The sequence below is a fragment of the Streptomyces griseomycini genome (assembly GCF_014203535.1).
In the GTDB taxonomy this organism is placed as follows: domain Bacteria; phylum Actinomycetota; class Actinomycetes; order Streptomycetales; family Streptomycetaceae; genus Streptomyces; species Streptomyces griseomycini.
Window position 1 is genome coordinate 1 of record NZ_JACHJI010000009.1, and the last position, 14740, is coordinate 14740.

Annotated in this window: 10 protein-coding genes; all 10 read left to right on the forward strand. The window is 75.6% G+C overall.

Translation table 11 applies throughout. The features are described from left to right. Positions 1-226 precede the first annotated feature (226 nt). The 10 genes from FHS37_RS24545 to FHS37_RS24590 all read left to right on the forward strand — a co-directional run bounded on the left by FHS37_RS24545 (position 227) and on the right by FHS37_RS24590 (position 14731). A complete protein-coding gene (locus tag FHS37_RS24545) occupies positions 227-1477 on the forward strand; it encodes an ROK family transcriptional regulator (RefSeq protein WP_184824890.1) in 1251 nt (416 codons plus the stop codon). Continuing rightward, positions 1474-2739 carry a 6-phospho-beta-glucosidase gene (locus FHS37_RS24550; RefSeq protein ID WP_184824892.1) on the forward strand — a complete coding sequence of 422 codons (1266 nt, stop codon included), beginning with the start codon at positions 1474-1476 and terminating at the stop codon, positions 2737-2739. Before FHS37_RS24545 ends, FHS37_RS24550 begins: the two co-directional genes overlap by 4 nt. Beyond that, complete coding sequence (locus FHS37_RS24555; protein ID WP_184824894.1) at positions 2730-3701, forward strand: N-acetylglucosamine kinase; 972 nt, start codon at positions 2730-2732, stop codon at positions 3699-3701. Before FHS37_RS24550 ends, FHS37_RS24555 begins: the two co-directional genes overlap by 10 nt. A 259-nt stretch (positions 3702-3960) precedes the next feature. Continuing rightward, entirely contained in the window at positions 3961-5439 is a 1479-nt protein-coding gene (locus FHS37_RS24560; protein ID WP_184824896.1) for a GlnX family signal transduction membrane protein, read from the forward strand. 14 nt (positions 5440-5453) lie between these two features. Beyond that, complete coding sequence (locus FHS37_RS24565) at positions 5454-6509, forward strand: glutamate ABC transporter substrate-binding protein (protein WP_184824898.1); 1056 nt, start codon at positions 5454-5456, stop codon at positions 6507-6509. Between the two features lie 61 nt (positions 6510-6570). Then, a complete protein-coding gene (locus FHS37_RS24570) occupies positions 6571-7908 on the forward strand; it encodes a hypothetical protein (RefSeq protein ID WP_184824900.1) in 1338 nt (445 codons plus the stop codon). A gap of 22 nt (positions 7909-7930) precedes the next feature. Then, positions 7931-10507 carry a serine/threonine-protein kinase gene (locus tag FHS37_RS24575; protein WP_184824902.1) on the forward strand — a complete coding sequence of 859 codons (2577 nt, stop codon included), beginning with the start codon at positions 7931-7933 and terminating at the stop codon, positions 10505-10507. A 3-nt stretch (positions 10508-10510) separates the two neighbouring features. Then, a complete protein-coding gene (locus FHS37_RS24580; protein WP_184824904.1) occupies positions 10511-11974 on the forward strand; it encodes a PP2C family protein-serine/threonine phosphatase in 1464 nt (487 codons plus the stop codon). Positions 11975-12085: 111 nt separating this feature from the next. Next, complete coding sequence (locus FHS37_RS24585) at positions 12086-13432, forward strand: vWA domain-containing protein (RefSeq protein ID WP_184824906.1); 1347 nt, start codon at positions 12086-12088, stop codon at positions 13430-13432. An 84-nt stretch (positions 13433-13516) separates the two neighbouring features. After that, positions 13517-14731, forward strand: a complete 1215-nt coding sequence (locus FHS37_RS24590) for an FHA domain-containing protein (protein ID WP_184824908.1) — start codon at positions 13517-13519, stop codon at positions 14729-14731. Positions 14732-14740 lie beyond the last annotated feature (9 nt).

The window sequence follows — 14740 nt, forward strand, 5'->3', positions numbered from 1 at the left end:
CCGCCCGCGGCCGCAGGGCCGCCCCGCTGGGGGCCGCCCCGGCCCCGCCCCCCCCCCCCCCCCCCCCCCCCCCCCCCCCGGGGGGGGGGGGCCCCGGGGGGGCCCCCCCCGGGCCCCGCCCCTCTCCCGTGCCGCCCCTTGACGCCTCCTCGCCCCGGGCCTACGTTCCCCACCGGACAGGAAACCTTCCTGACAGTCGTCGCGCGGAAGGGCAGGGGGCGCACCCATGGCGGGAACCACCGGCACCCCGGGCACCCCGCGCGTGCTGCGCGCCATGAACGACCGCGCCGCCCTGGACCTCCTGCTGGAGCACGGACCGCTGTCCCGCACCCGGATCGGCGCGCTCACCGGTCTGTCCAAGCCGACCGCCTCCCAGCTCCTGGCCCGCCTGGAAGCGGCCGGACTGGTCGTGGCCACCGGCACCACCGAGGGCCGCCCCGGCCCGGGCGCCCGGCTGTACGGGGTCAACCCGGCCGCCGCGCACGTCGCCGGGCTCGACGTCGCCCCCGGGCGGATCCGCGCCGCCGTCGCCGACGTCACCGGCCGCACGGTCGGCCGCCACGAACTGCCCACCCCCGGCCGCCGCCCCGGCGCGTCCGTCGTCCGGCAGGTCACCGACGCCCTGGACGGCGCGGTGAGGGCGGCGGGACTGTCCCGCGCCGACCTCCACCGCCTGGTCATCGGCACCCCGGGCGCCTTCGACCCGAACACCGGCCGCCTGCGCTACGCCTCCCACCTGCCCGGCTGGCACTCCCCCGCGCTGCTCGACGAACTCGCCGCCGCGCTGCCGGCGCCGTTCGCGTACGAGAACGACGTCAACCTGGTCGCCCTCGCCGAACAGCGGCTGGGAGCGGCCCGGAACCACACCGACTTCGTCCTGCTCTGGAACCAGGAGGGCCTGGGCGCCGCCCTGGTGCTCGGCGGACGGCTGCACCGGGGCTTCACCGGCGGCGCCGGCGAGGTCGGCTTCCTGCCGGTGCCGGGCGCGCCCCTGGTCCGCCGGGTCACCAGGGCGGGCAGCGGCGGCTACCAGGAGCTGGCCGGTTCCCAGGCCGTCCCGGCGCTGGCCCGCGGCCTGGGCCTCGAGGACGTCCCGCGGGGCCCGTACGCCGAGGTGGCCGCAGCCCTCCTCGAGCGCGCCGCCGCCGACCCGGACGACGGGGCCCACCACCGGCTCCTCCGGGCCTACGCCACCCGCCTGGCCACCGGTCTCGCCTCCCTCGTCTCCGTCCTCGACCCCGAACTCGTGGTCCTGAGCGGCGCGGCCCTCCTCTCCGGCGGCGAGGTGCTGCGCGACCTGGTCCGGGCCGAACTGGAGGAGCTGGCCGCGCCCCGCCCGCGCCTGGTCCTGGGCGAGGTCCGCGACCACCCCGTGCTGCGCGGCGCGCTGGAGAGCGCGCTGGCGACCACCCGCGACGAGGTCTTCGACACCTCCCGCCGACCGAGCACCGCCGACCGAGCGAAGGGAAGTCCGTGAAACTCACCGTCGTGGGCGGAGGTTCGACCTACACGCCCGAACTGGTCGACGGCTTCGCCCGCCTGAGGGACGTCTTCCCCCTCACCGAACTGGTCCTCACCGACCCGGCGACGGACCGCCTGGACCTCATCGCCCCCCTGTCCCGCCGCATCTTCGCCCGCCGGGGCCACCCCGGCACGATCACCGCCACCACCGACCTGGACGCGGCGGTGGACGGCGCCGACGCGGTCCTCCTCCAGTTGCGCGTGGGCGGCCAGGCGGCCCGGCAGCAGGACGAGACCTGGCCCCTGGAGTGCGGCTGCGTGGGCCAGGAGACCACCGGCGCCGGCGGCCTGGCCAAGGCGCTGCGCACGGTGCCGGTCGTCCTGGACATCGCCGACCGCGTCCGCCGCGCCAGCCCCGACGCCTGGATCATCGACTTCACCAACCCCGTGGGCATCGTCACCCGGGCCCTGCTCCGGGCCGGCCACAGGGCGGTGGGCCTGTGCAACGTGGCCATCGGCCTCCAGCGCAAGTTCGCCGCCCGCCTCGGCACCGACCCCGCCGGCCTCCACCTGGACCACGTGGGCCTGAACCACCTCACCTGGGAGACGGCGGTGCGCCTCGGCGGCCCCGGGGGCGAGGACGTCCTGCCCCGCCTCCTCGCCGACCACGGCGACGAGGTCGCCGCCGACCTGCGCCTGCCCCGCGCCCTCCTGGACCGCCTGGGGGTCGTCCCCTCCTACTACCTGCGCTACTACTACGCCCACGACGAGGTCGTACGGGACCTGCGCACGAAACCCTCCCGGGCCGCCGAGGTCGCCGACATGGAGCGCCGCCTGCTCGCCCTCTACGCCGACCCCGCCCTCGACGAGAAGCCCGCCCTCCTGGCCCGGCGCGGCGGCGCCTACTACTCCGAGGCGGCGGTGGACCTCGCCGCCGCCCTCCTGCGCGGCGCCGGAAGCCCCCACCAGGTGGTCAACACCCTCAACAACGGCACCCTCCCGTTCCTCCCCGACGACGCGGTGATCGAGGTCCAGGCCGCCGTCGGCCCGAAGGGCGCGGCCCCCCTGCCCGTGGCCCCCGTCGACCCCCTCCTCGCGGGCCTGATGGCGAACGTCACCGCCTACGAGGACCTCGCCCTGGAAGCCGCCCTGCACGGTTCCCGCACCCGCGTGTTCCGCGCCCTCCTCGCCCACCCCCTGATCGCCCAGTACGCGTACGCCGAGCAGCTCACCGACGCCCTGATCGCACACAACCGGGAGCACCTCGCGTGGGCCTGACCGCGGGCGTCCTCGCCGTCGACGCCGGCAACAGCAAGACGGACGTGGCCGTGGTCGGCCCCGACGGCCACGTCCTCGCCACGGCCCGGGGCGCGGGCTTCCGCCCGCCCGCCGAGGGCCTGGACACGGCGATGGCCGCCCTGTCCGCCACCGTCGCCCGGGCCCTCGCCGACGCCCGCACGCCCGCCGTCGCCCACGTCTCGGCGTGCCTGGCCAACGCGGACCTCCCCGTCGAGGAACAGCAGCTCACCGCGGCCCTGGAGGCCCGCGGCTGGGGCACCACCGTGGAGGTCCGCAACGACACCTTCGCCGTCCTGCGCGCCGGGGTCACCGAACCCCGCGGCGTGGCCGTGGTCTGCGGCGCGGGCATCAACTGCGTCGGGATGCACCCCGACGGCCGCACCGCCCGCTTCCCGGCCCTCGGCCGCATCTCCGGTGACTGGGGCGGCGGTTGGGCCCTGGCCGAGGAGGCCCTCTGGTACGCGGCCCGCGCCCAGGACGGCCGCGGCGCCCCCACCGCCCTGGCCCGCGCCCTCCCGGCCCACTTCGGCCTCCCCGACATGCCGGCCCTCGTCGAGGCCCTGCACCTGCGCCACGTCCCCCCGCCCCGCCGCCACGAACTGACCCCGGTGCTCTTCGCCACGGCGGCCGACGGCGACCCCGTGGCCCGTGCGATCGTCGACCGCCAGGCCGACGAGGTCGTCACGATGGCCACGGTCGCCCTGACCCGCCTCGGCCTCCTCGACGAGGAGACCCCCGTCCTCCTGGGCGGCAGCGTCCTGGCGGCCGGGCACCCGCAACTCGCCGACCGCGTCCGCACCCTCCTCGCCGACCGGGCCCCCAAGGCGGTCCCCCGGGTCGTCACCGCCGCCCCGGTCCTGGGCGCGGCCCTCCTGGGCCTCGACCGCCTGGCGGCCCCACCGGAGTCCCACCACCGCCTGCGAGCGCACTTCGGGACCTGACGGCACCCGGACGCCGGGCTCCCCCCGGCCGCCCGCAGCCGGACCCGGGCCCGGACCCGCACGAGCGCCGCAGGCACCCGTGTCCGGGAACCGAACGGACTCCCCCGGCGTGTTCGTGGGCAGGGGGTGGTGCGGGGCGGGCGGCGTGCCGGAATGTCCGGCGACCACGCTGCGATCGGATCAAGATCGTGCCAAGCCGGTGCGAACGTCGCTCCCGGCAGCGATACTTGCCGCGGAGGATGACCATGGGGGAGGTCAAGTGACACACACGCCGGACGGCAGCTCGGCACCACCCGGCCCCGCCCTGCCGCCACCGCCCACCCTGCCGGCGGTGCCGCCGCAACCCGCCCCCGTCCCCGCGTCGGCACACGCACCGGCGCACGCGCCCGGCGCCCACCACCCCGCACCACCACCGCCTCAGGCCCGCCGCACCGCCTTCGCCGAGGGCGTGGACCGCCTGCGCGAGGCCGCCACCACCGAGCCCGGACGCCTCCGCATCATCGGCGCGGTCCTCGCCGCCCTCGTCCTCGCCTTCGGCGCCGTCACCGCCTGGCAGACGACCGACCGCACGGCCGCGGCGGACGACGTCCTCACCAGCAGCCAGCCGCTCACCTCGGACGCCGCCGACATCTACCGCTCGCTCGCCGACGCCAACACCGCCGCCTCCAGCGGCTTCCTGGCCGGCGGTCAGGAGACCGCCGCCTCCCGGGACCGCTACGAGCGGGGCGTCCGCACCGCCGCCGCCAAGCTCGTGGGCGCCGCGGCCAACTCCGACCCCGGCTCCCCGTCCGCGGCCACGATCGCCCGGCTCAACCGCCTGCTCCCCGAGTACAAGGGCCTGGTGGAACGCGCCCGCACCTACAACCGCCAGGGCTTCCCCGTGGGCGGCGCCTACCTGCGGTACGCGAACGAGAAGATGCAGGAGGAGATGCTCCCGGCGGCGGAGGACCTCTACGAGAAGGAGAACCAGCGCCTGAGCGCCGACTACGCGGACGCGACCCCGTACCCCTGGGCCGCCATCGCCCTCGGCCTCCTGGCGCTGGCCGCGCTCGCCTGGGCCCAGCGCCGCACCTACCTGCGCACCCACCGCGTGCTCAACCACGGCCTGGTCACGGCCACCGCGGCGACCACGGTGGCCCTCCTCTGGCTGACGGTCGGCCACGGCGTCGCCCGATCCGGCCTGGAGGACTCCCACGACCACGGCGTCCGCTCGCTCAACGTGCTGCACGACGCCCGCATCGCCTCGCTGAAGGCCCGCGGCAACGAGAACCTCACGCTGGTGGCCCGCGGCGCCGAGACGAAGAAGGTCGGCGGCGAGACCGTCGACGCCTACGACCACGACTTCGGGCGCGACATGGACGCCCTCGCCCGGGGCCTGGCCCGGGCGGAGCGACTCGCGGACGACGACAGCGGCGAGCGGCCGGTCGCCTCGGCGGTGGACAACATGACCGAGTGGCTCAAGCGCCACGAGGCCGCCCGCGAACGGGACGAGAACGGCGACTACCAGCAGGCGCTGGACATGGTGATCGGCGCCGAGGGCGCGACCGGCGAGTGCTTCGACAACGTGGACGAGAACCTGGCCACGGCGATCGAGCACGAGCAGGGCGAGTTCAGGCGGGCGGCCGGCGACGGCCGGGACGCGCTGACGGGCCTGCCGGCCGGCGCGGCCGCCCTCGCGGTGGTGGGCGCGGCCGGCGCGGTGCTGGGCATCGGCCGCAGGCTGTCGGAGTACCGGTGAGAGGGGGCCTGACGATGAACGCACGACGCTTGCGGGCCGGCCTGAGGGGCTGGGGCGGAGTGGGCGCGATGGCCGTCGCCTGCGCCCTCGCCCTGGTCTTCGCGCTGGTGCTGACCTGCGCCGGGGCTCCCGGCGGGGTCCCGGTCGACGACGGCGCCGAGACCTCCGGCCGGTCCGTGGGGCACGCCGCCCCGGCCCGGGCGGACGCGGAGTGCGAGGACCCGGAGAAGCAGACCCTGTCCCCCTCCCGCGCGGACGGCGACACCATCGAGGCGATCAAGAACCGCCGGGGCGAGAAGCGCAAGCTGATCGTCGGTGTCGACCAGAACAGCTACGGCTGGGGCTACCGGGACCCCAACAGCGGGGAGGGCGGGCGGCTCGAGGGGTTCGACATCGACCTGGTGCACCGCATCGCCGAGGACATACTCGGCGACCCGGACGCGGTCCAGTTCAAGGCGATCCCCACCGACCAGCGCATCCCGGCGATCCAGGACGGCCGGGTCGACATGGTGGTCCGCACCATGACGATCAACTGCGCGCGCCTGGAGGAGGTGGCGTTCTCCGCGCCGTACTTCAAGACGGGCCAGCAGGTCCTGGCCCCGAAGTCGTCACCGGTCGAGGGCTACGACGAGACGCTCGCGGACCGGAGGATCTGCACGGCGGCGGGCTCCACCGCGTACGCGAAGCTGGCGGAGGACAAGAAGGCCGGCCGGCTCCCGGAGTCCACCGACATCCGCACCACCGTCCCCAACCAGCTGGACTGTCTGGTGCGCCTGCAGCTCGGCGAGGTCGACGCGGTGGTCACCGACGGCGCGCTCGCGGCGAGCCAGGCAGCGCAGGACCCGACGGTCCAGCTCAAGGGCGAGGCCTTCACGGCCGAGTACTACGGCGTGGCGATGAAGAAGGACGCGGACGACCTGGTCCGCCGGGTCAACCAGATCCTGGTGGACTTCCGCGCGGACACCGAGGACGGCTGGCAGGACTCGTACGACGAGTGGCTGTCGGACACGATGGCCGGGGACCCGTCGAAGTCGGAGCCACCGGCGCCCGTGTACGCACGCGAGAACTGACCGCCGTCCAGGCCGGCATGACACCGTGACCACCACCAACCCCCGCAGCGAGAGGTGATCGATGGGCGACACGGACCCCACCGGGCCGGTGATGGACCGGGACGAGGTGGACCGTGCGCTGGCGCGGCTCGGCGCGGAGCACGAGGCCATCGAGACCTCGCTCCTCGCCCTGCAGGACCACGCGGGCCGACGACTCCTGGAGGGCGCGCGGCTCACCGGGCTCACCCAGGAGCGCTGGACGGCCACGGAGGCGGCGATCACGCTGCTGTGGACGTACTTCGACGCCTACACGGACGCGTTGCGCACCGCCCGGGACGTCCGGGCCCGCCGCCGCTGGTCCAGCCGTGAGGACCTGGTGGAGCTGACGGAGCTGCTGCGCGGCGAGTGCGTCACGGTGGCGGGTTCGGCGGCCGCCCCGACGTCGATCGGCTCGACGGGACGCCTCAGCGAGCGCTACTCCCTGGCCGCCCTCGTCGACCGGATGAACGAGCTGTACGCGACCTCGCTCGACGTGGTCGTCGCCGCGGACGTGGTGTGGTCGGCGCTGCCCGCGCGGATCGACCTCCTGGCCGCCGAACTCCAGCGCACCCGCAGGCTCGCGCACTCCGTCGGCGTGCGCCCCGGCGAGCACCCGGCGGGCGACGACCTGGAGCGGATCACCCGCACCCTGACCCGGCTGCGCGAGCAGGTGATCTCCGACCCGCTGGCGTTCTGGCAGCCGGCCCAGGGCAGTTCGGCACCGGGCGGCGGCAAGCCGGACACCACGGTGTACGACCGCGAGGCGCGCGCCCTGGAGGACGTGCGCCGTGAGATCGACGCGGTGCTGACGGTCCGCCAGGACGCCGAGAAGCGCATCGTCCGGCTGCGCGACGTGCTCTCCCGCGCCGACCGCACCCTCGCCGAGGCCCGTACCGCCCGCGGCGAGGTGCTCGCGAAGATCGCCGCGACGGAGGTGCCGGTCGTCAGCGGGCCGCCGACCGCGCTGCAGGAGCAGCTGTCGACGGCCGCCGAGTACCGGCGGCACGCCCAGTGGCACCGCCTGTCGCCCCTCCTGGAGTCCCTGGAGCAGAAGGCGGAGGACGAACTGCTGCGCGCCCGCGAGTCGTTGACCGCGGTCACCGCACCCCTGGCGGTCCGCGCCGAGCTGCGCGGGCGGCTGGACGCGTACAAGGCGAAGGTGGCCCGGCACGGCCTCGCGGAGGACCCCGTGCTGGTGGAGCGGTACGAGAAGGCGCGCCGCATGCTGTGGAGCGCGCCCTGCGACCTGCGCGCCGCCGAGCAGGCGGTGCTGCGCTACCAGCAGGCGGCCGCGGAGCTGCTCGGCACCGCACCGCGGGTGCCCGGTCAGGGCGTACCGGGCCAGGGCGCGCCCGACGACCGGAAGGGGCCCGGCGCATGAGCGACGAGGGGGAGGCGGCGTCATGAGCGAGCCGGAGAACCAGGGGCGGGACCAGGCACGGCGCACCTGTCAGCGCCCCGGCTGCGGCGGCGCGTACGAGGACGTCGGCGGCGGCGAGCTGTACTGCGACACCTGCGGCCTCGCCCCGGTCGTGTCGGCATCGGGGTCTCCCCTGCTCGAGCGCAGCCGAGAGCTCGGGGAAGGGTCGGTCGCCTCGCCCCCGACCGGCGTCACGGTCGGGGGCCGGGGCTCGCGCGGCTCGTCCGGCAGCGGCGGCTCCCGCTCCAGCGGCCGCAGTGCGCGTACGTCGTCGCAGTCGTCGAAGTCCCGGCGCTCGGTCTCGGGGCGGCTGTCCCGCTCGCTGTCGGGCCGGAGCACGGGCCGCTCGGTGTCGGTGCGCAGCTCCGGCTCCGCCGCCGGCTCCTCGAGCCGGGGCCGGCTCGGCGCCGGACTCGTCGAGGTCCCGCCGATCCCGCGTCCCGATCCGCGCGCGATGGTGCTGGAGAACCCCGAGGTGCCCGAGCGGAAGCGGTTCTGCTCGCGCTCGGACTGCGGGGCGCCGGTGGGCCGGGCCCGCAGCGGCCGGCCGGGGCGCACGGAGGGCTTCTGCACCAAGTGCGGCCACCCGTACTCGTTCGTGCCGAAGCTGCGGGCCGGGGACGTCGTGCACGGCCAGTACGAGGTGGTCGGCTGCCTGGCGCACGGTGGTCTGGGCTGGATCTACCTCGCCGTGGACCGGGCGGTCTCCGACCGCTGGGTGGTCCTCAAGGGCCTGCTGGACACGGGCGACCAGGACGCGATGGCGGCGGCGATCTCCGAGCGGCGCTTCCTCGCGGAGATCGAGCACGCCAACATCGTGCGGATCTACAACTTCGTGGAGCACCTCGACCAGCGCACCGGCTCCCTCGACGGCTACATCGTCATGGAGTACGTCGGCGGCAAGTCCCTGAAGGAGATCGCCAACGCCCGCCGCACCCCGGAGGGCAGGCGCGACCCGCTGCCGGTGGAGCAGGCGTGCGCGTACGGCATCGAGGCGCTGGAAGCGCTCGGTCATCTGCACAGCCGCAACCTGCTGTACTGCGACTTCAAGGTCGACAACGCGATCCAGACCGGGGACCAGCTGAAGCTGATCGACATGGGCGCGGTGCGCCGGATGGACGACGAGGAGTCGGCCATCTACGGCACGGTCGGCTACCAGGCGCCCGAGGTCGCCGAGGTCGGTCCGTCGGTGGCGTCCGACCTGTACACGGTCGCCCGGACGCTCGCCGTCCTCACGTTCGACTTCCAGGGCTACACGAACGTCTACGCGGACTCCCTGCCCGACCCGGACACCATCGAGGTGTTCCGGCGGTACGAGTCCTTCTACCGGCTCCTGGTCCGCGCCACCGACCCGGACCCGGCCCGCCGGTTCGCCTCCGCGCAGGAGATGACCGAGCAGCTGACGGGCGTCCTGCGCGAGGTCGTCTCCCTCCAGTCGGGCCGTCCCCGCCCGGCCCTGTCCACGCTGTTCGGCCCGGAACTGCGCGTGACGGACACGGAGTTGTTCCCCGCCCTGGACGGGGACGTCTCCCGCCTGGGGACCCGGGCGGTCCGTCCGCGCGGGAGACGGCCCGCCCTCCCGCCGGCCGGGGGTCCCCCCGCCGCCGCGCCGGGCCTCGTCAAGCCCGTCGACTGCCCCGCCGCCGCGCTCGCCCTGCCGGTGCCGCACGTCGACCCCTCCGACCCCAACGCCGGTTTCCTCGCGGGCCTGCTGGCGTCCGCGCCCGGTGAGCTGGTCCACGCGCTCGCCGCCGCGCCCGCCCCGTCGACCGAGACCCGGCTGCGCCAGGTCCGCGCCCGGCTGGAGACCGGTGAGCGGGCCACCGCGCTGGAGGCGCTGCGCACGCTGGAGGAACAGGACCCCGACGACTGGCGGGTGGTCTGGTACCGGGGCGTGGCGGCCCTCGTCACCGCCGACCACGAGGGCGCCGCGCTCGCCTTCGACGCGGTCTACGACGCCTTCCCCGGCGAGATCGCGCCCAAGCTGGCGCTCGCCCTGTGCGCGGAGGTGCTGGGCCAGCTGGACAACGCCGCCGAGTACTACCGCCTGGTGTGGTCGACCGACCCGAGCCACGTGAGCGCCGCGTTCGGGCTGGCCCGCGTCCAGCTCGCGGCCGGGGACCGGCGCGGCGCCGTGACGACGCTGGAGTCGGTGCCGGAGTCGTCCATCCACTACACCGCCGCGCGCGTGGCGGCCGTCCGCGCACGGCTGCGCGGACGCACCGCCGCCCCCGGCGACGCAGCGTTCCTGGACGACCTGACCGCCGCCGCCGGGCAGGTCGAGGCCCTGGGGGCGTACGGTCTGGATCCGGCGCGGCGCGAGCAGTTGTCGGCCGAGGTCCTCGGTTGCGGGCTGGACTGGGTACTCTCCGGGGGCCAGGGTTCCGCCCCTCCCGCCGCCGGGGGACGGACGCTGCTCGGCAGCGGCCTGGACGAGCGGGGGCTGCGCTTCGGGCTGGAGCGTTCGTACCGCACGCTGGCCCGGCTGGCGCCGAGCGGCGAGGAGAGGATCGACCTGGTGGAACGTGCCAACCGTTACCGCCCCCGGACGTGGGTGTAGTTGATGTCGCAGATGCCTCAGCAGGCCGCTCTGTCGAAGTGCCCGAGCTGCGAGGAGCCCCTCGAGACGGGTGATCGTTTCTGCGGTGCGTGCGGATACGACCTGTCCGTGGTTCCCGCACGGCCGAGGGACGAGCCGACGGTCGCCGTGAACGGCTCGGTGCCGTCCCAGGCCCCGGCGGACCGCGGCGGGCCCCGGCCGCCGTCGGCCCCGCCCGCCGCACCGGCCTGGCCCGCGCCCGCCCCCGCGCCGGACGGCTCCGCCGACCCGCCCCGGGGCACGCCCGTGCCGCCTCCGGCCCAGGGCGTCCCCGTACCGCCGCCCCCGGCCCAGGGTGCCGTGGTACCGCCGCCTCCCCCGCCCCCGCCGTCGGCGCCGCCCGCCGAGTCGTCCGGTGTGCGCTTCGACCGCCGGGCGCAGCCGGACGCACCCGTCGCGGCTCCCTCCGCCGCCCAGCGCCCCGGCGGTGTCCACCAGCCCGCGCAGCCCGACGAGTACCCGCTCCAGGCTCCGGACCCGCGGGTGGCCGCCGAACCGGCGCGGGCCGCCGGGGGCACGGTGTGCGTGGCCTGCCGCGCGGGCCGGGTGGACGGCGACGGCTACTGCGAGAACTGCGGCCACGCCCAGCCGCGCGAACGGGACCACATGGAACAGGAACACGGCCCCGTGGCCGCGGTCAGCGACCGTGGCCTGCGCCACCACCGCAACGAGGACGCCTTCGCCGTCGGCACCACCGCGCTGCCCGACGGCTCCCCCGTCTCCGTGGCGATCGTCTGCGACGGCGTCTCCTCGGCGACCCGCCCCGACGAGGCGTCACTGGCCGCCTCCCGCGCGGCGAACGAGTCGCTGCTCGCCGCCCTGCCGCGCGGCACGCACCCGCAGCAGGCGATGCACGACGCGATCGTCGCCGCCGCCGAGGCGGTCGACGCGCTGGCCGACGAGCCCGCGGCGGCCCGGGAGCACGCCCCGCACCAGAACGCCCCGGCCTGCACCATCGTCGGCACCGTGGTCACCGACGCCCTGCTGGTCGTCGGCTGGGTCGGCGACAGCCGCGCCTACTGGGTGCCGACGGACCGCTCCGCCCCGGCGGCCCGGCTCACCGAGGACGACTCCTGGGCCGCGCAGATGGTGGCCGCGGGCCTGATGGGCGAGGCCGAGGCGTACGCCGACCAGCGCGCGCACGCGATCACCGGCTGGCTCGGCGCGGACGCCTACGAACTGGAGCCGCACACCGCGTCCTTCAAACCGGACCGCCCCGGTGTGATCGTCGTCTGCACGGACGGCCTGTGGAACTACGCCGAGTCGGCCGAGGAGATGGCCGCGGTCGTCCCCGCCGACGCCGCCGTGCGCCCCCTGCACGGGGCCCGGGTGCTGGTCGGTCACGCCCTCGACGGCGGCGGCCACGACAACGTAACAGTGGCCCTCGTGCCGTTCCCGGCCGTCCCCCAGGGGGCAGGATCGGCCTGAGGCCGCGTACGGGAAGCCTCTTGCGGGGAGCCTCAACGGACCGGAGGGGACCGGTCCGTCATCCGTCGTCGCCCCGCGCCGTCGGGGCACCTGAGGGGGATCGAAGCAGGCATGGCCAATTTCTCGAAGTCGAACGTGCCGCAGTTCTCGGTGGACGTCTACCAGAACGAGTACCTGCCGGAGGGCGCCGGCGAGGTCAACGCCATCGTCACGGTGACCGCGACCGGCGGCGGCACCATCGGCAGCGCGGTGGCGGCGCCCCACCTCTACTCACCCGGTGAGGGGCCGTCGGCGGCGGTGGTGCTCATGGTCGACTGCTCGGGCTCGATGGACTACCCGCCGACCAAGATGCGCAACGCCCGCGACGCGACGGCCGCCGCGATCGACGCCCTGCGCGACGGCGTGCGCTTCGCGGTGGTCGGCGGCACGCACGTGGCCAGGGAGGTGTATCCGGGCGGCGGCGGCCTCGCGGTCGCCGACGCCGGCACCCGCGACCAGGCCAAGCAGGCGCTGCGCAAGCTGAACGCGGGCGGGGGCACCGCCATCGGCACCTGGCTGCGGCTGGCCGACCGGCTGCTGGCGTCGGCGGACGTGGCGATACGGCACGGCATCCTGCTCACCGACGGCCGCAACGAGCACGAGTCGCCCGAGGACCTGAAGGCGGCCCTGGACGCGTGTGCGGGGCGGTTCACCTGTGACGCCCGGGGCGTGGGCACCGACTGGGAAGTGAAAGAAGTCACAGGGATCGCCTCCGCCCTCCTCGGCACCGCCGACATCGTCGCCGACCCGGCCGGTCTCGCCGCCGACTTCACGCAGATGATGGAGGCGGCGATGGGCAAGGAGGTCGCGGACGTCTCCCTGCGGCTGTGGACCCCGGTCGGCACGACTGTGAGGTTCGTCAAACAGGTCGCGCCGACGGTCGAGGAACTCACCGGCCGGCGCACCGAGGCCGGCCCGCGCGCGGGCGACTACCCCCTGGGTTCCTGGGGCGACGAGTCCCGCGACTACCACGTCTGCGTCGAGGTCCCGCCCGCGGGCCTCGGCCAGGAGATGCTGGCGGCCCGTGTCTCCCTGGTGATTCCGCAGTCCGACGGGACCGTGCAGAACCTCGGCGCGCAGGGTCTGGTGCGGGCCGTGTGGACGGACGACATGGCCGCCTCGACGTCGATCAACCCCCAGGTCGCCCACTACACCGGGCAGGCCGAACTGGCGGAAGTCATCCAGGAAGGGCTCGATCTGCGCAAAGCGGGAGACATCGACGGAGCAACGGCCAAACTGGGCCGCGCCGTTCAGCTCGCGAGTGCCTCCGGCAACGCGGACACTGCGAAACTGCTTGCGAAGGTGGTGGACGTGGTCGACGCCGCGACGGGTACTGTGCGACTGAAGGCGAAGGTCGAGGAGGCCGACGAGATGACGCTCGAGACTCGGTCCACCAAGACCGTTCGTGTAAAGAAGTGATCCGGAAGTAATCGAGCCTGACCCCTCGGGGTTGGAGAAATCCGGCCGGAACCGGCCGGACAAAGGAGAGGGGGAAGCGCCGACATGCCGACCTGCCCGAACGGACACCAGTCGGGTTCCGACGACTGGTGCGAGGTGTGCGGTCACCGCATGGCGGGTGCCGTGCCCCCACCTCCTCCCCCGCCGCCCCCGGCCGGCGGTGGCTACGGATTCCCGCCGCCCGGTGGCGGCCCGGGAGGCCCCGGTGGCTTCGGCGGCGGTCCGGGCGGCCCCGGCGGCCCCCCGGAGCTGTGCCCGCAGTGCCGTACGCCCCGTGAGGGCGCCGCGCCGTTCTGCGAGGAGTGCCGGTGGAACTTCCTGACGAACACGGCGACCTCGTACACCCCGGCCGCCCCGCGTCCGCCGGCCCCCGGCCCCGGCGGACCGTTCCAGCAGCCGCCCGGCCCGTCGTACGGCGGCGGTGACGCCTTCGACTACCAGGGCTCGCGTCCCTCGCAGGTGAACCGGCCCGCCGAGCCGATCCCGCCGGGCCCGCCCGGTTTCGGCGGCGGCCCCTCGCGGCCGGTACCGCCGCCGCCCGGACCGGGTGGTCACGGTGGCCCGGGTGGTCCCGGCGGTCCGCAGGCGTTCCAGCCCGGACCGTCCGCGCCGCCCGGGTTCCCGCAGGAGACCGGCCGTCCGCAGCAGGGCGGACCGTCCTTCGGCGGCGGTGACGACGACTGGGTGATCTCCCCGCCGTCCGGCGGCCCCGGAGGTCCCGGCGGCATGGGCGGTCCCGGCGGCCCGAACGGCGCCGGCCAGCACGGCGGTTACGGCTACCCGCAGCCCGGCGCGACCCAGGCGCCGCCCGGGCCCGGCGGCTTCCCGCAGCAGCCCTCCCGGCCCCAGGGCCCGGCGACCTGGACCGCGACCATCGGTCCGGACCGCGAGTACTTCATGGCGATGATGCAGCGCTCCGGCCCCGAGGCCGCGGGCCTGAACCTGCCCGCGTACTCGCCCGAGCAGCAGCGCACGCTCACCGGCAACCAGATCACCATCGGCCGCCGCCGCCACTCCACCGGCGACACCCCCGACATCGACCTGTCGACGCCGCCGGAGGACCCGGGCGTCTCGCACCAGCACGCGGTGCTGGTGCAGCAGCCGGACGGCAGCTGGGCGGTCGTCGACCAGAACTCCACGAACGGCACGACGGTCAACGGCTCGGACGAGCCGATCCAGCCGTTCGTCCCGGTCCCGCTGCAGGACGGCGACCGGGTCCACGTGGGCGCCTGGACGACGATCACGATCCGCCGGGGCTGAGTCCCTCCC